Below are 17,617 nucleotides of genomic sequence, written 5' to 3' on the forward strand. Positions count from 1 at the left end.
GACGTATTCAGGAAGAAGGGCGGCCTCGGTCGCCCTTTTTTCGTGAAACAAGCCTGCGCCGACCCTTGCCATCGCGGCGCTGCCGGATGAAGGAGCGCGCATGGCTGTTCTGACCAACGCACTCGACAAGCTGCTTGGCTACCAGATGCGCCGCGCCACCGCGGTGCTCATGGCCGATTTCGTGCGCACCCTCTCGGATTTCGACATGCGGCCGGCCGAGGTGACCACGCTGCTGGTAATCGCCGAGAACCCGGATTGCTCGCAAAGCGAAGTGGGCGAGGCGATCGCCATCAAACGCGCCAACATGGTGCCGATCATTGCCCGCCTGATCGAACGCGGCCTCGTTGCCCGCACCCGCGTCGATGGTCGCAGTCTCGCCCTGAGGGTTACCGCCAAGGGCGCCGAGCATGCGGCCGAAGCCTGGCGCCGCATTGCCGAGCACGAAGCCCGCTTCCGCGACAGGCTTGCCCCTGAAGACCTCGAGACGGTGCTCGCCGCTTTGCCGGTCCTGCGGGTGGATGTGGAAGACAGTAGTTCCGGCAACGGGCAATAGTTCGTTACATCGAATTCCCGACTAACCATCGGTACTGTAACCTGAATACACAGGTACCGCAAATTCTGCCGAAAACTCTCATTTTTGTCGGTTTGTGGCTGTAAGGGCTGCTGTCACACCTTTCGCCGAAGCCGGGAACAAGCACTGCGGATCCAAGCTGCGGGCCCCGGCCGTCCACTGGATGAGAGGAGAATGCCATGCGGTATACGCGCGTTCTTGGCTGGTCGTCGCTCGCGGCGGTCGCAGTTTCCCTGGCAGTGCCTGCCCATGCGGCGGATGCAGCCGAAGCCGCTGATCAGGGTGGCGGTGCTGCCGAGGCAGCTGGCAAGGATGTGATCATCGTGACCGCCACGCGCCAGGCGACCGACAAGCAGAAGGTCGGTGTCGCACTCACCGCGCTCACCGTCGAAGATCTGGCTTTGCTCGCCCCGCGTTCGCTGCTCGATATTCAAGGCTCGGCTCCCAACGTGTTCATCGGCAGCGGCACCGCCGCGCCCGGGCAGAGCGCCATCTTCATCCGCGGCCAGGGCTATGCCGACGTGGAAAAGACGCAGAGCCCGCCGGTCGGCGTGATCCAGGACGGTGTGTTCTTCGGCAACAACACCGGCCAGCTGCTCGATATGTTCAACATCTGCTCGGTCGAGGTCGATCGCGGCCCGCAGGGCATTTTCTACGGCAAGAACACCACCGCTGGCCTCATCAATCTCACCCGCTGCGCACCCACCCGCAAACTGGGCCTCAGCCTTGAGGCGGGCTACGGCTCGTTCAACGAGTTCTACGGCCGCGGCGTGGTCAATGCTCCGCTGGGTGACAAGGGCGGCATCGCTTTTTCGGGCCAGTACCGCCGGATTGACGGCATTCTCAACAACGTCTTCACCAACAAGCGGGCGGGCAATTCGGATTACCGCGCGTTCAACCTCAAGGTGAACTACGACCTCACCGACTGGCTCAATGCGGATCTCAGCTACGATCACATCCACCAGACCGGCGGCGGCACCCCGGTGCAGTTCGGCAATATCCTGACTGCCAATATCCTCTCCGGCGGCAACCCTTCGGCGATCTGGCCCAAGTACAATCCGGAAACCGGCAGCCCCGATGGCCTGAAGCCGCGCGAGATCGGCAACAACCTTGGCGCGGACAAGGACCGGCTCAACACCAATATCGTCAGCCTCGCGCTCAAGGCCAAGACGCCCATCGGCGATCTCGTCTCGCAGACCTCGTACATGTCGTCAGCCGATACGGTGAACCAGGACTTCGACGGCACCTGCAGAGGCGCGACGGGCTGCACCAGCGTCGGCAACCCGCTGCTTGCGGCCACCGGCAGTGCGCTCCTCACCAATCGCGACCAGACCTACAAGCAGTTCACGCAGGAAGTGCGGCTGCAGGGCAAGGCGGCGAACGGCATGGTCGATTACATCGTCGGGGCGTTCTACTACGATCACAAGATCACGCTGCACCAGAACACGAACGGAGCGATCGACCAGTTCTCTGCTGAAAAGGATCACAGCTGGTCGTTCTTCGGCAACGTCGATCTCAACCCCACCGACACGATCAAGATCTCGGGCGGTGTGCGCAACATCTTCGAGGCCAAGCGCTTCGATACGCGCTATATCCTGCTCGGCTCGATCCCGCTGGTCGGCCCGATCAACGATCGCCGGAGCTGGCAGAAGCTGATTACGCGCTTCAACATCCAGTGGCAGGCGACCCCCGATGTGCTGCTCTACGTGAACCGGTCGGAAGGCTTCCGTTCGGGCGGTTTCTCGATCCGCGGCACCCTATCCGAACAGCAGGCTGGCCAGACCAACTGCGGTGCGGCGCCATCCGGCGGTGAGGGCCTGGTCGCGGCGGCTGCAGCTACCGGCTGCCCGAACAACAACTTCCTCTCGTTCCTGCCCGAGACGAACACGACTTATGAAGGCGGCATCAAGACCCGTTTCCTCAACCGTGCGATCACCTTCAACGCGTCCGGCTTCATCAACGATATCACCAACTTCCAGCAATCGCAGGTCGTCGTGACGCCGGGCTACGGCCCCGGCACCAATACTTATGTCGTGAGCTTCCCGAAGGTCCAGATCAAGGGTCTCGAGTTCGAGCTCGACTTCGACTTCGGCAAGATGACCGAATCGATGAAGGGCCTCTCGCTCTCCGGTACGCTGGGCATTCAGGATGCCAACGTGAAGAACGGCAAGGTCAACGGCCAGACCGCCTCGATCGGCCCGGCCGCACAGGCGGGTGCCCCCGGCACGACGGCTGACTTCACCGGCGTCCTCCTCCAGCGCGTGCCTGCCAACAACTTCACCGTGCGTGGCAGCTATGTCCGCGATCTTACGGATGATGCGAAGCTTTCGCTCACCGCCGGGTATTCGTGGATCGACAGCTTCTCGCTCGGCACCTTCGGCACGCTCAATGATATCCAGCCCAGCTACGGGCTGCTCGATGCCTCGGCCGCGCTCAACTACAAGGGCTACTTCCTGCGCGTGGCGGGCAAGAACCTGACCAACAAGGCCTATCGCACGCAGTCGCTGCCCACCGTGTTCTTCCAGGGCTGGGCCGCTCCGGCGACAGTCACCATCTCGGTCGGCGCGAAGTTCTGATCTTCGCACTGCAATGAACGAGACCCCGGCGGATGGCCTCCGCCGGGGTTTCCGTTTGGGTGCGTCCTCCGCCTTTTCCCCGTGTCGTCATTGCGAGAGCAGCGTTGCAATGACGAATGGAAGGTGATCGACTCAAGATTCCGCTTCCCAAATCGCGCTCATTCTGCAAAAGCGCGCCTCCGCGATGCCTGCACTGCAAGGCAGCGCGGTCGTGTGGCGATCATAGCTCAGTTGGTTAGAGCGCCGGTTTGTGGTACCGGAGGTCGTGGGTTCGAACCCCATTGGTCGCCCCATTTTCTCCCCATCTTGAAGCAGATGCCCTGCCTGCACCTAGGTTCAGGCGCGCTAAGCTCTTGCTCCCTATGCGGGCAGGTGGCAGAGGTAGAGCGCGCGGACAGGTTCGACTGTACCGCCAAGTTACGGACGTACCTGCCCGCTCATGCACGGCTTTGCCAATCCTGCCCGTTTCCTGCGCATGGCGCGCTGGCTGATGCCGTTGATGCTGGTGCCGGGGCTCATCCTCGCGTTCGGCGCGCTCGCGTGGGGCTTGTTCATGGTGCCGCCGGATCGGCTCATGGGCCAGACGGTACGCATTCTCTTCATCCATGTGCCTTCGGCGTGGCTCGGCATGGCCGGCTGGTCGACCATCGCGATCGCGAGCCTGGTCGAGCTCGTCTGGCGCCATCCGCTTGCCGGTATCGCGGCGCGCGCGGCCTCGGTACCCGGCGCAGCGTTTACCGCGATCTGCCTCGCTACCGGCTCGATCTGGGCGCGGCCGACCTGGGGCACATGGTGGGTGTGGGATGGCCGTTTGACGAGCTTCCTGATTCTCCTCTTCCTCTACTTCGGCTATATCGCGCTGGCTGGCGCGGCGCAGCGCGATGCCGCGGCGGGTGAGGGCGCAAGCCGCGTCACCGCGATCTTCGGCCTCGTTGGCGCGGTCAATATCCCGATCATCAACCGCTCGGTGGTGTGGTGGAACAGCCTGCATCAGCCGCCTTCGATCACCGCGGGCAAGTCGACCATCGATGCGGCGTTTCTCTACCCCCTGCTGATTGCCGCGCTGGGCTTTACCCTCATCTTTGGCGGAATAGTGCTGGCGCGCATGCGCATGCTGCTCGCCGATATCCAGACCGAGGCGCGCCTGCGCCGCAAGGCGATGGCATAAGCGACGCACAATGCACGAGAAGCTCGATCAGTGGCAATTCGTGATGGCGGCGCTCGCCATCGGCGTGATCGGCACCCTAGTCCTTGTGGGCTGGACCCTTTGGGCCATGAAGCGCTCCGAAAAGCGCCGCGATAAGGCGCGTGAGAAATGAACACGACGATGAAGCCCCCTGTGATCAAGGCCAAGCACCAGCGCCTTGTCCTGATCATTCTCGCGCTCGTCGCGCTGGTCGGCGCCGGGATGCTTGCCGCCTATGCATTGAGCAAGCAGGCAGCCTATTTCTACCTGCCGAGCGAGCTTGTTGCCAAACCGCCCGAAGCGGGCCGCGCCGTGCGCCTTGGCGGCATGGTCGAAAAGGGATCGATCAAGACCCTGCCCGATGGTGTGACGATCAACTTCATGGTCAAGGACGACAAGGCGCGCGTGCCTGTCCGCTTCTCCGGGATCACGCCGGACCTCTTCGTCGAAGGCTCGGGCGTCGTCGCCGAAGGGCGCATGGAGGGCACCACTTTCGTGGCCGACAATCTCCTTGCCAAGCATGACGAGAAATATGTGCCGCGTGAAATGAAGAACATGAGCACGGCTGAGGCCAAGGCCGTGATCGCGGAGACGAAATGATGGGGCGAAAAATAGGGACAGTCCCCATTTTCTGCACTCGCCACCCTTTCGGATCGGAAATTGGGGACTGTCCCTATTTTTCGCGCGGGTGCTGCGCATGATTGCCGAACTTGGCCTTGCGGTGCTCTGGATGGCGGCGGCGCTGGCCGTTCTGCAGCTGGTTGCCGGCGCGCTCGCTCTGCGCCCCGCCACCGCGCATCTTGCCGGTGTTGTCCGCCCCGTGGCGATGCTGCAGGGCGTACTGGTCGCCTTCGCCTTTGCCGCGCTGATCTGGCTGTTCCTCAGCACCGATCTTTCGGTCAAGCTGGTCGCGGAAAACAGCCATTCGGCCAAGCCCTTCATCTTCAAGCTCGCGGGCACCTGGGGCAACCACGAAGGCTCGATGCTGATGTGGGTGACGATCATGAGCCTTGGCGGCGGCTTCGTCGCGCTCATCGAAAAGCGCCTGCGCGAGGAAACGCTGACCGCGACGCTGGCGGGGCAAGCCTTCGTCAGCCTCGGCTTCTATGCCTTCCTCCTGCTCGCCTCGAACCCGTTCACACGCCTGCCCGAACCGGCGCCGGAAGGCGCCGGGCTCAATCCGCTGCTGCAGGATATCGGCCTCGCGTTCCATCCGCCCACGCTCTACGTCGGTTATGTCGGGCTCTCGATCGCGTTCAGCTTCGCGGTCGGCGCGCTCGTCACCCGCGATGTCGGCCCGGCCTTCGCCCGTGCAATGCGGCCGTGGGTGCTGGGCGCGTGGATCTTCCTGACGCTGGGCATCACCGCCGGTTCCTACTGGGCCTATTACACGCTCGGCTGGGGCGGCTGGTGGTTCTGGGACCCGGTCGAGAATGCCTCGCTGATGCCCTGGCTCGCGGCCACCGCGCTACTCCATTCGTGCAGCGTGCTCGCCGCGCGCAACGCGCTGCGCACCTGGACGGTGATGCTCGGCGTGATCGCCTTCTCAATGTCGATGGTCGGCACGTTCCTCGTGCGCTCGGGCATTCTCACGTCGGTCCACGCATTCGCGGTCGATCCCACGCGCGGCACGTTCATCCTCGCCCTGCTCGCGATCTACATCGGCGGCGCGCTGCTGCTGTTCGCCCTGCGCGCCAGCACGGTGACCGAAGGCGCTCGGTTTGCCGTGCTTAGCCGCGAATCCGCGCTGGTTTTCAACAACGTGATGCTTTGCGGCATCCTCGGTATCGTGCTGGTCGGCACGCTCTATCCGCTGCTGACCGAGGCGATGGGCGTAAAGGTCTCGGTGGGGCCTCCGTACTTCAACCCGGTCTCGGCGGTCTTCGCAATCCCGATGATGCTCGTCATGGTGGTCGGCCCCGTCCTGCGCTGGCGTGAGGACAAGGGCGGGCGGATCACCTGGCAGATCGCGGTGCCCGCAGTGGTGATGGCTGCCTCGCTGCTCGCGGTCGAAATGCTGTTTGCGCCGATCAATTTGCTGCCTGCGCTGGGCCTCGCCATCGCGCCGGGCCTTGCGGTCGCCTCGCTCCAGCCGCTCGTTGGCCGCAATCTGCGCCGCACGCCGCTGGCCACTTATGGCATGGTCGTCGGCCACCTCGGCATTGCCGTGGCGCTGTTCGGCATGGCAAGCGAGGGCGCTTTCTCTACCGAGCGGCTCGCCGCGATGAATCCCGGTGACAGCCAGCAGGTCGGCCCGTTCAAGGTCACGCTCTCCAGTATCGGCCCGGTTGCCGGGCCGAACTGGACCGCGCTCGAGGCGACCGTTGCGGCGAGCTACTCGGGCGCCGAACCGACGGTTCTCCACCCGCAGGCGCGCACTTTCGCCAATCCCCCCGGCAACCGCACCGAAAGCGCGCTGCTGACCCGCTGGAACGGCCAGCTCTATGCCGTGCTCGGCGAAGAGGGGGAGGACGGCCGCTGGCAGATGCGCTTCTGGTGGAAGCCGTTCGTGCCGATGATCTGGTATGGCGGCGCGCTCGTCGCACTGGGCGGACTCCTTGCGCTGCTCGGCCGGGTGGCGCGCGATGTGAAGCGGCTTGTGGCGACCGACAAGATCGCCTGGCGCCGCGAAAGGCAGGGCCGATGAGCGAAGCAACCGCCCCCGGAAAGCGCCCCGGCCTTGCCGTCTGGCTTCCACTCGGCCTGTTCGCCGCCTTCCTCGCGCTCGTTTTTGTCGGCCTCTACTGGCCGGCCGATCGCGAGGTTTCGAGCGCTTTCATCGGCAAGCCGCTTCCCGCCTTCGACCTGCCTCCCGCCTCCGATGAGCGCCCCGGCCTTGCCACCACGGTGTTCAAGCAAGCCGGCAAGCCGCGCCTCCTCAACGTCTTCGCCAGCTGGTGCGTGCCTTGCGCGGTGGAAGCGCCGCAACTGGCCGCGCTTGCCAAGCTGGGTGTCGAGATCGACGGTGTCGCCATCCGCGACCGCAAGGAAGATGTCGCCCGGTTCCTCGGCCAGTACGGCAATCCCTTCGCGCGTATCGGCAAGGACGATCTCAGCCAGGTCCAGCTCGCCATCGGCTCATCGGGCGTGCCCGAGACGTTCGTGGTCGATGGCAAGGGGATCATCCGCTACCAGCACATCGGCGATATCCGGCCAGAGGACGTGCCGCTGATCATGCGCAAGCTGGCGGAGGCTGAATGATGGGTACCACCCGGAAGCCTCGCCACGCCTCTCCTCGTCATCGCGACGTCCCAACCGTTCGTCATTCCCGCGAAGGCGGGAATCCAGAGCGGCTGGTGCTGCGTTTGCCGCTCTGGATTCCCGCCTTCGCGGGAATGACGAAGGTGTGGGGGGCTGTGACAAAGGTTTGGGTGGTGGTGCTGGTAACTGCCCTCGCTGCCTTCGCGCTTTCCGCCCCGCTCGCCGCGCAGGACATGCTCCCGCCCGCGCCTTATGCCTACAAGCAGCTTGCCGATCCGAAGCAGGAGGCCAAGGCGCAGGCGCTGATGGAGACACTGCGCTGCCTCAAGTGCCAGAGCCAGTCGATCGCCGATTCCGATGCGCCGATGGCGGGTGACATGCGCCATCAGGTGCGCACGCGCATCGCTGCGGGCGAGGATCCCGAGGCGATCCGCCAGTGGCTGATCGAGCGCTACGGCGATTACGTGAGCTACACGCCGCAGGTGAAGCCGCTCACCTGGCCGCTGTTTGCCGCGCCGCTCCTGTTCCTCGCGCTGGCAGCCTTTCTGCTGCGCGGACGTTTCCGCCGAGGTAAGCGCGCATGACCTGGGTATTCATCGTCGTGATCGCCGTTCTCGTGCTCGGCGTGATGGTCTTCGTGCTCAAGTTGCCGCGCTCGGGCTGGGAAATCACCGCCGCTGCGCTGCTGTTCGGCATTTCGGGCTATGCGCTGCAGGGCCACCCCGGACAGGCCGGTGCGCCGCAGGCCCCTGTCGAGAACGCCAAGCTCGCGGACCAGACGCTGATCAAGGAACGCCAGCAGATGGGCGCGGCCTTCGGGCAGGGGCAGTCGTGGCTGATCCTTGCCGATGCGCTGACCCGGCAGGGTCAGTTCGGCGCCGCGACCGAAGTGCTGCGCAAGGCGATCGCGAAGTCGCCGCAGGATGCAGACTTGTGGGTTGCGCTCGGCAATGCGCTGGTCGGCCACACCGATGGGGTGATCACGCCCGCTGCGCAGTTCGCGTTCCAGAAGGCGGCGAACATCGCGCCCGATCATCCCGGCCCGCCGTTCTTCATGGGCCTCGCGCTCGCGCAGTCGGGCCGTTTTGCCGAAGCGCGCGCCCTGTGGGCCGAACTGCTGGCCCGTTCACCCGCCGATGCACCCTACCGCGCCGACCTTCAGGCCCGGCTCGAACGGCTCGACTCGCTGATCGCCGAGCAGGCCCAGATGCAGGCCGGCATGGCAGGCGCACCGTCTGCCGCACCGCCCGGTGCCAAGCCAACACAGCAATGATCTGAAAATACAAGCTCTTATTGTCCATTTCCGGTGCTACTGACACCCATGTGCATGCCATTGCGGGGGGCAGGGCGCGGTGCTAAAGCGCCGCGCCGTCCGGGGCATTTCTGCTATGTTTCCGGTGGATTGGGCGAAGGCCCGGGGGCACCCTAGCGATGGACGAAGCCGTGGTTGACGCTGCACCGGAAAGCGGAGGGCAGAGCGCCCCCAGCGCTGCCGCAGCTGCGCCCACGGCGCGGCAGGCAGGCGGGCTCAGCCTCGCGGTCGGCGCGATCGGCGTCGTTTTCGGCGATATCGGCACCAGCCCGCTCTACGCGCTGCGCGATACCTTTGCGGGCCACCATCCGCTCCCGCTCGATCGGCTGCATGTCTACGGCATCGTCAGCCTGATGTTCTGGTCGATGATGCTGATCGTGACGCTGAAGTACGTCACCGTCATCATGCGTGCAGACAACAAGGGTTCGGGCGGCAGCCTCGCGCTGCTCGCGCTGATCAACCAGCAGGCCTCGGGCCGGCGCTGGGGCAAGGGGATCATCCTCCTGGGCGTGCTCGCCACCGCGCTTTTCTACAGCGATTCGATGCTCACCCCTGCGGTCTCGATCATGAGCGCGGTGGAGGGCATTTCGGTCTACAATCCCTCGCTTCACCGCTTTGTGGTCCCGCTCGTGGTCGCCATCGTGATCGGCCTGTTCGCGATCAAGAGCCAGACCACCGGCACGCGGCTCAACTGGGCCTCGCGCTGGGCGGGCCCTTTCATGCTGCTCTACTTCGCGACAATCTCGCTGCTTGGCCTGCGCAGCATCGCCGCCGATCCGCAGGTCATCTGGGCGCTGTCGCCGCAATGGGCGCTTGCGATGTTCATGGCCGATCCCTGGCACGGCTTCATCGCCATGGGTACCGCCGTGCTCGCGGTGACGGGGGCAGAGGCGCTCTATGCCGATATGGGCCAGTTCGGCCGCGTGCCGATCCGGGTATCGTGGCTGGTCTTCGTGCTGCCCGCGCTCGTGCTCAATTATCTCGGGCAGGCGAGCCTTCTGCTGCGCGACCCGCAGGCGATTCACAGCCCGTTCTTCCTGCTCGCGCCTCCGGGGTTCGAGTGGCCCCTGCTGGTGATCGCCACCACCGCCGCCGTGATCGCAGCCAAGGCGGTGATTTCGGGCGCGTTCCTCGTCACCCAGCAGGCGATCCAATTGGGCTTCATTCCGCGCATGACGATCCGCCACACTTCGACCAGCCTCGGGCAGATCTATATCCCGGCGATCAACTGGGCGCTGATGATCGCGGTGATCCTGCTTGTGCTGGTGTTCGAACGCTCGCGCAATCTCACTGCCGCCTATGGCATCGCGGTGACGGGCGCGATGCTCATCGACAATATCCTGCTCGCAGTGGTGCTGTTCAAGCTGTGGCGCTGGAAGCCGGTCTTCGCGCTGCCGCTGCTCGCGCTGTTCTTCACGATCGACGCGACCTACCTCGGTGCCAACCTCGCCAAGATCCCCGATGGCGGCTGGGTGCCGCTGCTGATGGGTCTCGCAATCTTCACGCTGCTGACGACATGGTCACGCGGCCGCGCGCTGATGCGCCAGAACATGGCCGAAGGCGCGCTGCCGCTCGAGGTGTTCACCCGTTCCGCCCACACCAGCGCCGCGCGCGTGCCGGGCACGGCGGTGTTCATGGCCTCTGCCGCAGCAGGCGTGCCCTCAGCATTGCTCCACAACATCAAGCACAACAAGGTGCTGCATGAACGCGTGGTGGTACTCACCGTGCAAATTGCGGACGTGCCCTCGGTCGAGCCGGCGGACCGCGCGGTGGTCAAGGATTTCGGGCAGGGTTTCTACCGCCTGATCCTGCGCTTCGGCTTCATGGAGGAGACCGACGTTCCGGCCGCGCTGTGCAGCGTTTCGGTCTGCGGCGAGCCGTTTGACATGATGCGCACGAGCTTCTTCCTCTCGCGCCAGACGCTGATCCCGGCGGACGTGCCCGGCATGGCGCTGTGGCGGGAGATGCTCTTCGCGTGGATGCTGCGCAATGCAGCGGATGCGATGGGCTTCTTCCGCCTGCCCACCAACCGCGTGGTCGAACTGGGCAGCCAGCTCAAGATCTAAGGGTGGGTTTGAGGGGGCACTATGGCCCCCTCCCGATCACTTCGGTGACGGTGACGGTGTCGGTGAAGGAGTGGGCTTCAAGGCGTCCTTCGCCTCGGCCGCGCCCTGCTTGATTCGCTTGCCCATGCGGTCGGCGGCTTCTTCCGCCTTGTCCATTGCAGCGTCGGCCTTGGCGCCGAGCGTGGCCGCGCCCGTGCTGGCGGCTTCGCTCGTATCGGTTGCGGCGGTTGAAATGTCCTCACCGGCGGAGGTGGCGGTATCTGCCGCGTTCTCCTTGGTCTTTTCCGAACAGGCGGAAAGCGCAAGGGCTGCGGCAAATGTCGCGAGAGTGACTGTACGCATGGCTGGGGGATACCTTTCTGGCGTGGACCTTCGTCCGGAGCGCGCGGTTCCCCCCCACAAACGCAAACGGCGCGGCGTCCACGTGGGACGCCGCGCCGCTCTGCGCGCTTAAACGCGGGTTATCAACCGAGATTCGCGCTAACCATGCAGTAAAGCATCGGAAGCGAGAGCAGCAGGTTGGTGCGGCTGGCGAAGAGTGCGCGGGGAGCGGCAGCAGCCTTCTCCTCGGCAGTCGCCTCGATGATGCCGAGGATCTTCTTCTGGGCCGGCCAGATGATGAACCACACGTTGAACGCCATGATGATGCCGAGCCACATGCCGACGCCGATCAGCTTGACGTTGCCTTCGCCGCTGAAGGTCAGCGCCTCGTGGCCATAGCCATCGATGATCGAAATGCCGAGGCCGGTGACCAGCGTGAGCAGCGCGCCGTAGCGGAAGAAGAAGAACACCTTGGGCGCGATATGCCCGGTGATTGCGCCCTTCTGCTCGGCTGGGATCTTGGGCATGGTCGGCACCTGCACGAAGTTCAGGTAGTAGAGCAGGCCAATCCACAGAATGCCGAAGAACGCGTGGCCCCAGCGGAACACTGAGTTGCCGTCAACCGGCGCGCTGGCATGGAAGGCGATCATCACGGCAATGGCGGCGGCAAGGCCGACCACCAGCACGAGATGCAGATTTCCAAAAAACTTTGCCATTTATGATTCCCCCGAAGAGATGGTTTTTGATGGCTTTCCGGCCACCCAGCCGGTCCGTAGCGTGTCATATGCGCGACAAGGCGCGCTTGTCATTGCATTTTAGGGCGATTCGTCAACCGGCGGGCGGGTTTTGCTCTACTTCCACTTCTGCTTCCTCGCCCAGCCCATGGCGCAGCAGCATGGGGATCTGCGCGAAGGTGAACAGGAACGAGAGCCCGCTCACGCCCCACAGCTTCACCAGCAGCCAGGTATCGAACGAAAGCGTATGGCGCAGCACTTCGTTGAGCACGGCGAGGAACAGGAAGAACCACGCCCAGTTGCGCGAAAGCTTGAGCCAGCCTTCGTCAGAAAGCCCGTCGAACGCGCTTTGCAGCAGCGTGCGCAGCATGGCCTTGCCGCGAAACAGCCCGCCGAACAGCACCCCGGCAAACAGCAGGTAGATCGCAGTCGGCTTGATCTGGATCCACACCGGATCACCGAGGAACACGGTGAGCGAGCCGAAGCCGATGATGAGAATCGTCGATAGCCACAGCATCGGCGAGATATGGCCCAGCCGCCATTTGGAGATCACCAGCGCCGCGACGGTGGCAATCATGAACACCACGGTCGATTTGGTCACGGCCACCACCGCACCAAGGCTCTGGCCGTCGGCATCCTTCGGGCTGAACCAGCGGTAGGCAAGGAAGAACACAAGCAGCGGGCCATAATCGACCGCGAGGTTCACCCAGGACGATTTGGGCTTGGCAGCAGGCTCGTTCACCGCACGACTCCCGCAATCACCCGCGCGACGAGATCGGGATCGAAGGGCCTGAGGTCATCGATCTTTTCGCCCACACCGATGGCGTGGATGGGCAGGCCATATTGCTCCGCTGCCGCCACCAGCACGCCGCCGCGTGCGGTGCCGTCGAGCTTGGTCATGATCAGGCCCGAAACGCCCGCCACTTCCTTGAAGGTTTCGATCTGCTGCAGCGCATTCTGCCCGTTGGTCGCATCGAGCACGAGCACCACGTCGTGCGGCGCTGCGGGATTGAGCCGGCCCAGCACGCGGCGCACTTTGGCAAGCTCGTCCATCAGCTCGCGCTTGTTTTGCAGGCGCCCGGCGGTATCGACGATCAGCGCGTCGATGCCCTTGTCGGTCGCGGCCTTCACCGCATCGAACACGATCGAAGCAGGATCGCCGCCTTCCGCGCCCGAGACGATCTCGATGCCCAGCCGGTCCGCCCAGACGCGCAGCTGGCCGATCGCGGCGGCGCGGAAGGTATCGCCCGCCGCCAGCATCACCGAATAGTCCTGCTCCTGAAACAAGTGCGCCAGCTTGGCGATTGTTGTCGTCTTGCCCGAACCGTTGACCCCAATCACCAGGATCACCTGCGGACGCGGGAAGGCCACGATTTCCAGGGGCCTCGCCACCGGGCGCAGGATGGCGGCGATTTCCTCGGCCACGGCTTCGGCAAGCGCGGCTTCGTCCACCCCCTTCTCGAAGCGCGCCGAGGCCAGCTTTGCGCGGATCCGCGAGGCGGCACGCGGGCCGAGATCGGAGAGGATCAGCGCGTCTTCAAGGTCGTCAAGCTGCGCATCGGTCAGGCGCGTGCCGCCAGAGAGGCCCGCAAGGTTCTCGGTCAGGCGTTCGGACGTCTTGCGCAGGCCGCCCATCAGGCGATCGGTCCAGCCGCCTGCCGCATCGGTGGTTGCGCTTGTCTCGGGGGTCATTCCAGCAGGCCTTCGCGGATACGGGTCGGAGTCAGCATCACAATCTGCCCTGGCGCGGTGCCGTTTGGCAGCCGGTAGGAGGCGAATTCGGGGGAATGGCCGGTTCCGTCGCGCTCGGCAAGCACTTCGCGCGTGACGCCGATCAGCCCTTCCAACCAGCGCGCCCGGGTGGCGGCAACGGCGGCGCGCACTTCGGCAGCGCGCTCGCGCACCACGGGCGGCGGTACTTGCGGCATGCGCGCAGCGGGCGTGCCGGGGCGGGGGGAGTAGGGAAACACGTGGCCGTGGACGATCCCGCAGTCTTCCACGATGGCGACGTTGGCCGCATGCATCACCGCGTCCTCGGTCGGGAAGCCCGCGATGAGGTCCGCCCCGATGGCGATGTCGGGCCGCCTGGCGCGCAGCCGCTCGCTCAGCGCCACAGCTTCGGCGCGAGTATGGCGGCGCTTCATGCGCTTTAGAGTGAGGTCATGCCCAGCCTGCAGCGAGAGATGGACGTGCGGCATCACCCGCGCCTCGCTGGTGATCAGCTCGAACAGCAGGCCGTCGATCTCAACCCCGTCGAGTGAGGACAAGCGCAGGCGGGGGAGGGCCGGAAAGGCCCGCAGGATCGCCGCCACCAGATCGCCGAGGCGAGGGTTCCCGGGCAGATCCGCACCCCAGCCAGTCACGTCCACGCCCGTCAGCACCACCTCGCGCGCGTCTGCCGCAAGATGCCCTTCGACCACACCCAGCACTTCGGCGATGGGCTGCGACACGCTTTTCCCGCGCCCCGCAGGGATAATGCAGAAGGTGCAGGCATGATCACATCCCGTCTGGACCGGCACGAAGGCGCGGGTGTGGCGGGCTGCGGGAGCGGGCAGGGGGGTGCGCATTGGCCTTGGCCGCGCCTGCCACGATCCCGGATCGAGCTTAGCTGCATTGGCCACCACGCCGTCCACTTCCGGCATGGCGGTGAAGTCCTCCGGCGCGATTGTCGCCGCGCAGCCGGTCACCAGCAGCCGCGCATCGGGATGGGCTGCGCGCAGCCGCCGCACCGCGCGCCGCGATTGCCTCACCGCCTCTGCGGTCACCGCGCAGGAATTGACCACGACCGTACGCTGCGGCGCTTCCCCCACCATTGCACGGATCGCCTCGCTCTCGGCCAGATTGAGCCGGCAGCCGAGCGTGACCACCGCCTCGCTCACAGTCTGATGCTCACAGCGGGTAGGCTTCCTCGTCGAAAGTCCCGGCAAAGCTGAAGGAAGCCGGGCCGGACATCAGGATCGTGCCGCCTTCGGCCCAGGCAATCTCCAGCTGCCCGCCGGGCAGGTCCACCCGCACTGGGCCCGTCACCAGTCGCCGCCGGATCGCCAGCACCGCCGCCGCGCAGGCCCCGGTTCCGCAAGCCCGTGTCAGCCCCACGCCGCGTTCCCACACGCGCAGCTTGATATGGCGCGGCCCCACGACAGATGCGACGCTGACGTTGACCTTTTCCGGAAACAGCGGGTCAGTTTCGATGATCGGTCCCAGCTGCGAGAGCATGACCGCATCGGCATCGGGCACGAAGAATACCACATGCGGATTGCCGACATTGACGGCCGCCGGGTTTTCCAGTTCCGCCCAGCCCACCGGCATGGACAGGGTATCCATCGCGTAGGCCAGCGGGATCTCGTCCCAACCGAACCGCGCCGGCCCCATGTCGACACTGGCGCCGCTCATCGTCGCGGTCGAGGCGATGGTTCCGCCCAGCGTTTCGATCTTCTGCTCGCCGCCGAGCAGCAGCCCGACCGCGCGCGCGGCATTGCCGCAGGCTTCCACTTCGCTGCCATCGGCGTTGAAGATGCGCATGCGCACGTCGGCGGTGGCGGCAGGTTCCAGCACGATGAGCTGATCGCAGCCGATCCCCGTGCGCCGTTCAGCGAGCGCGGCGGCGCGCGCCGCAGACATGGCGACGGGCACGTCACGCGCATCGATCACGATGAAATCGTTGCCGAGGCCGTGCATCTTGCGAAAAACGACAGACATGCCGCCCGTCTAGGAGCCAGCGCCGCCCGGTGCAATGATTTCAGATTTCAGGCCGAAAGGGCACTCGGCGGTGTGGAAGGTGTTTCGTCCTTCGGCGTGGCGACCAGCAGGCCTTGCTCGGCCAGTTCGCGCTTCACATCTTCCGCAGAGGCTGGCTGTCCATAGAGATAGCCCTGGCCCTTGAAGTTGCCAAAGCGGCGCAGGGCGGAGAGGACTTCCGCGCTCTCGATCCCTTCCGCCGTGATCGGCAGCGCCATCCCGCGGCCCAGAGAGGAGATGGCCTCCACGATCGAGGCGCTGTCCGCGCTGCGGGCGAGCGATGAAACGAAGCTGCGGTCGATCTTGATCCGGTCGAACGGCAGCGTGCGCAGCTGCGCAAGGCTCGAATAGCCGGTGCCGAAATCATCGAGGCTGATGCGGATGCCCTGATTCTTGAGACTGGTGATCAGCGAGCGCACCACTGCGATGTTTTCATGCAGGCATGTCTCGGTGATCTCGATTTCCAGCCGGGTCGGCGGAAAGTTCGCGGCGACCAGCATCTTGAGCAGCCGCTGCGCAAACCACGGATCGCGCAGCTGCAGCGGCGAGATGTTGACCGACAGCGTGAGGCTGGAATCCCACACCTTGGCGTCTTCCAGCGCCATCGTGATCAGCGCTTCGGAAAGTTCGGCAATCAGGCCGATTTCCTCGGCTACCGGAATGAACACTTCCGGGCTCACCATGCCGTGGCGCGGCGAAAGCCAGCGGGCCAGCATTTCGAAGCCGGTGATCTCGCCCGACTCGAGGTCGATCTGCTTTTCGTAATAGGGCACGAATTCGCCGCGCTTAAGCCCGTCGCGGATGCCCTGTTCGAGCTCGCTGCGGAAGCGCAGTTCCTTTTCCATGGTCGGCTCGAACCATGCGAAGCGGTTCCGTCCGCGCCGCTTGGCCTGATACATGGCAAGGTCGGCGCGGTGGAGCAGGTCCTGCGCGACCTGGTTCGCGCTGTGCAGCGCGCTGCTTGCACCCACGGCGATACCAATCGAGGCGGTGACTTCCGCGCGCAGTCCGCCCGAGATGATCGGCTCGGCAAGGCCATCGTTGATCCGCACCGCCAGCCGCTCGACGGCGCTCTCGCCGCCCGGCGCGAAGATCAAGGCACAGACGAATTCATCGCCGCCCAGCCGCGCAACCACGGAGCGGGTCGGCATCAGCGCCTCGATGCGCCGCGCGGTCTCCACCAGCACCGCATCGCCCACCTTGTGGCCGAGCAGGTCGTTCGATCGCTTGAACTTGTCGAGGTCGATCATCATCACCGCGACCGCTTCGCTGCACTGTGCCGCCGCATCGACCAGCTGCGCGATGGCGTCGTCGAGGCTGCGGCGATTGAGGCAACCGGTCAGCGCATCGGTGCGCGCGAGCCGCGTGGCGCTTTCCTCAGCCTTGCGGCGCTCGGCGATCTCGGTCTGCAATTCGGCATAGCGGCGCCAGCCGAAGATCAGCAGCGCGATGTTGAGGATGAGGGCATTCGTCAGCAGTACGTCCGGGCTGCCGACCCCGTAGATCCAGCTGCGGGCAATGCCGGTGAGCACGGTCGATCCGGTGCCGACGAACAGGAAAATGGCCGCGACCAGGATCCCGAGCGCGACGAGATCACGCTCGGCGCGCTGGAGCGGCGGCTCGTGGCCCACCGCTTCGGTCCTGTCATGTTCAGCCTTCGCCATGATCGGCTTGCCCATTCCTTTCGGGTCCTATCCGGCAAATTAGCCACATGGGCTGAAGTTTTGGTTAAGACCGCCTTGCCGCTGCGGCATGCTGCCGGGAGATGGGGCGCTCCGGCGTTGGGACTTGCGCCGCAGCCCCGTTTCGCGTAGGCGCGCGGCTCTGATCGGAAGCTTCGGCAGCCGTTTCAGGATAGTTTGATCCCGGTTTCCGTGTTGGACGCCATACGCTGGTCGGCGAGGTTTCGCCC

Annotated in this window: 17 protein-coding genes and 1 tRNA gene; 11 read left to right on the top strand and 7 right to left on the bottom strand. The window is 65.1% G+C overall.

Annotated elements, in window-relative coordinates:
- The first annotated feature begins 100 nt into the window (after positions 1-100).
- The 11 genes from ACO06X_RS17640 (at position 101) to ACO06X_RS17690 (ending at position 10,912) form a co-directional block, all read left to right on the top strand.
- On the top strand, positions 101-553 hold the full coding sequence (locus ACO06X_RS17640; RefSeq protein WP_421837480.1) for a MarR family winged helix-turn-helix transcriptional regulator: 453 nt from the start codon (positions 101-103) through the stop codon (positions 551-553).
- Positions 554-750: 197 nt separating this feature from the next.
- Positions 751-3,147: a TonB-dependent receptor gene (locus ACO06X_RS17645; protein WP_421837481.1), complete on the top strand. Its 2,397-nt coding sequence runs from the start codon at positions 751-753 to the stop codon at positions 3,145-3,147.
- A gap of 216 nt (positions 3,148-3,363) precedes the next feature.
- Positions 3,364-3,440: transfer RNA gene (locus ACO06X_RS17650), tRNA-His, on the top strand.
- A gap of 146 nt (positions 3,441-3,586) precedes the next feature.
- Entirely contained in the window at positions 3,587-4,315 is a 729-nt protein-coding gene (ccmC, locus tag ACO06X_RS17655) for a heme ABC transporter permease CcmC (RefSeq protein WP_298171115.1), read from the top strand.
- Between the two features lie 10 nt (positions 4,316-4,325).
- On the top strand, positions 4,326-4,466 hold the full coding sequence (locus ACO06X_RS17660; protein WP_298171112.1) for a hypothetical protein: 141 nt from the start codon (positions 4,326-4,328) through the stop codon (positions 4,464-4,466).
- The gene (ccmE, locus tag ACO06X_RS17665) at positions 4,463-4,933 is read left to right on the top strand and encodes a cytochrome c maturation protein CcmE (RefSeq protein ID WP_421837482.1); all 471 of its coding nucleotides are present in this window, start codon (positions 4,463-4,465) and stop codon (positions 4,931-4,933) included. The genes ACO06X_RS17660 and ccmE overlap by 4 nt, the downstream gene beginning before the upstream one ends.
- A gap of 97 nt (positions 4,934-5,030) precedes the next feature.
- Positions 5,031-6,980, top strand: a complete 1,950-nt coding sequence (locus tag ACO06X_RS17670) for a heme lyase CcmF/NrfE family subunit (RefSeq protein ID WP_421837483.1) — start codon at positions 5,031-5,033, stop codon at positions 6,978-6,980.
- A complete protein-coding gene (locus tag ACO06X_RS17675; RefSeq protein ID WP_421837484.1) occupies positions 6,977-7,534 on the top strand; it encodes a DsbE family thiol:disulfide interchange protein in 558 nt (185 codons plus the stop codon). Before ACO06X_RS17670 ends, ACO06X_RS17675 begins: the two co-directional genes overlap by 4 nt.
- Positions 7,535-7,767: 233 nt before the next feature.
- Complete coding sequence (locus ACO06X_RS17680) at positions 7,768-8,118, top strand: cytochrome c-type biogenesis protein (RefSeq protein WP_421839943.1); 351 nt, start codon at positions 7,768-7,770, stop codon at positions 8,116-8,118.
- Positions 8,115-8,807 carry a tetratricopeptide repeat protein gene (locus ACO06X_RS17685; protein ID WP_421837485.1) on the top strand — a complete coding sequence of 231 codons (693 nt, stop codon included), beginning with the start codon at positions 8,115-8,117 and terminating at the stop codon, positions 8,805-8,807. The genes ACO06X_RS17680 and ACO06X_RS17685 overlap by 4 nt, the downstream gene beginning before the upstream one ends.
- A 158-nt stretch (positions 8,808-8,965) precedes the next feature.
- Positions 8,966-10,912, top strand: a complete 1,947-nt coding sequence (locus ACO06X_RS17690; protein WP_421837486.1) for a potassium transporter Kup — start codon at positions 8,966-8,968, stop codon at positions 10,910-10,912.
- A gap of 36 nt (positions 10,913-10,948) precedes the next feature.
- On the opposite strand, the gene ACO06X_RS17695 is transcribed toward ACO06X_RS17690, so the two are convergent.
- From ACO06X_RS17695 to ACO06X_RS17725, 7 genes are all read right to left on the bottom strand, one after another.
- The gene (locus ACO06X_RS17695) at positions 10,949-11,254 is read right to left on the bottom strand and encodes a hypothetical protein (RefSeq protein WP_421837487.1); all 306 of its coding nucleotides are present in this window, start codon (positions 11,252-11,254) and stop codon (positions 10,949-10,951) included.
- 122 nt (positions 11,255-11,376) lie between these two features.
- A complete protein-coding gene (locus ACO06X_RS17700; protein ID WP_421837488.1) occupies positions 11,377-11,949 on the bottom strand; it encodes a urate hydroxylase PuuD in 573 nt (190 codons plus the stop codon).
- 112 nt (positions 11,950-12,061) lie between these two features.
- A complete protein-coding gene (locus ACO06X_RS17705; RefSeq protein WP_421837489.1) occupies positions 12,062-12,709 on the bottom strand; it encodes an inner membrane-spanning protein YciB in 648 nt (215 codons plus the stop codon).
- Entirely contained in the window at positions 12,706-13,659 is a 954-nt protein-coding gene (gene ftsY, locus ACO06X_RS17710) for a signal recognition particle-docking protein FtsY (protein ID WP_421837490.1), read from the bottom strand. Before ftsY ends, ACO06X_RS17705 begins: the two co-directional genes overlap by 4 nt.
- On the bottom strand, positions 13,656-14,846 hold the full coding sequence (locus ACO06X_RS17715) for a MiaB/RimO family radical SAM methylthiotransferase (RefSeq protein ID WP_421837491.1): 1,191 nt from the start codon (positions 14,844-14,846) through the stop codon (positions 13,656-13,658). Before ACO06X_RS17715 ends, ftsY begins: the two co-directional genes overlap by 4 nt.
- 10 nt (positions 14,847-14,856) lie before the next feature.
- On the bottom strand, positions 14,857-15,666 hold the full coding sequence (gene dapF / locus ACO06X_RS17720) for a diaminopimelate epimerase (protein ID WP_421837492.1): 810 nt from the start codon (positions 15,664-15,666) through the stop codon (positions 14,857-14,859).
- 47 nt (positions 15,667-15,713) lie between these two features.
- Positions 15,714-17,369 carry a putative bifunctional diguanylate cyclase/phosphodiesterase gene (locus ACO06X_RS17725; RefSeq protein ID WP_421837493.1) on the bottom strand — a complete coding sequence of 552 codons (1,656 nt, stop codon included), beginning with the start codon at positions 17,367-17,369 and terminating at the stop codon, positions 15,714-15,716.
- Positions 17,370-17,617: the final 248 nt, after the last annotated feature.

The sequence above is a fragment of the Novosphingobium sp. genome (assembly GCF_965229225.1).
Taxonomy (GTDB): Bacteria; Pseudomonadota; Alphaproteobacteria; order Sphingomonadales; family Sphingomonadaceae; genus Novosphingobium.

What these genes read in the sequence shown, in the direction of transcription:
- dapF (WP_421837492.1), bottom strand. Translation starts at nt 15,666, where the DNA reads ATGTCTGTCGTTTTTCGCAAGATGCACGGCCTCGGCAACGATTTCATC.
- ccmE (WP_421837482.1), top strand. Translation starts at nt 4,463, where the DNA reads ATGAACACGACGATGAAGCCCCCTGTGATCAAGGCCAAGCACCAGCGC.
- ACO06X_RS17675 (WP_421837484.1), top strand. Translation starts at nt 6,977, where the DNA reads ATGAGCGAAGCAACCGCCCCCGGAAAGCGCCCCGGCCTTGCCGTCTGG.
- ACO06X_RS17695 (WP_421837487.1), bottom strand. Translation starts at nt 11,254, where the DNA reads ATGCGTACAGTCACTCTCGCGACATTTGCCGCAGCCCTTGCGCTTTCC.
- ACO06X_RS17645 (WP_421837481.1), top strand. Translation starts at nt 751, where the DNA reads ATGCGGTATACGCGCGTTCTTGGCTGGTCGTCGCTCGCGGCGGTCGCA.
- ftsY (WP_421837490.1), bottom strand. Translation starts at nt 13,659, where the DNA reads ATGACCCCCGAGACAAGCGCAACCACCGATGCGGCAGGCGGCTGGACC.
- ACO06X_RS17700 (WP_421837488.1), bottom strand. Translation starts at nt 11,949, where the DNA reads ATGGCAAAGTTTTTTGGAAATCTGCATCTCGTGCTGGTGGTCGGCCTT.
- ACO06X_RS17670 (WP_421837483.1), top strand. Translation starts at nt 5,031, where the DNA reads ATGATTGCCGAACTTGGCCTTGCGGTGCTCTGGATGGCGGCGGCGCTG.
- ACO06X_RS17680 (WP_421839943.1), top strand. Translation starts at nt 7,768, where the DNA reads ATGCTCCCGCCCGCGCCTTATGCCTACAAGCAGCTTGCCGATCCGAAG.
- ACO06X_RS17725 (WP_421837493.1), bottom strand. Translation starts at nt 17,369, where the DNA reads ATGGCGAAGGCTGAACATGACAGGACCGAAGCGGTGGGCCACGAGCCG.
- ACO06X_RS17685 (WP_421837485.1), top strand. Translation starts at nt 8,115, where the DNA reads ATGACCTGGGTATTCATCGTCGTGATCGCCGTTCTCGTGCTCGGCGTG.
- ACO06X_RS17690 (WP_421837486.1), top strand. Translation starts at nt 8,966, where the DNA reads ATGGACGAAGCCGTGGTTGACGCTGCACCGGAAAGCGGAGGGCAGAGC.
- ccmC (WP_298171115.1), top strand. Translation starts at nt 3,587, where the DNA reads ATGCACGGCTTTGCCAATCCTGCCCGTTTCCTGCGCATGGCGCGCTGG.
- ACO06X_RS17640 (WP_421837480.1), top strand. Translation starts at nt 101, where the DNA reads ATGGCTGTTCTGACCAACGCACTCGACAAGCTGCTTGGCTACCAGATG.
- ACO06X_RS17660 (WP_298171112.1), top strand. Translation starts at nt 4,326, where the DNA reads ATGCACGAGAAGCTCGATCAGTGGCAATTCGTGATGGCGGCGCTCGCC.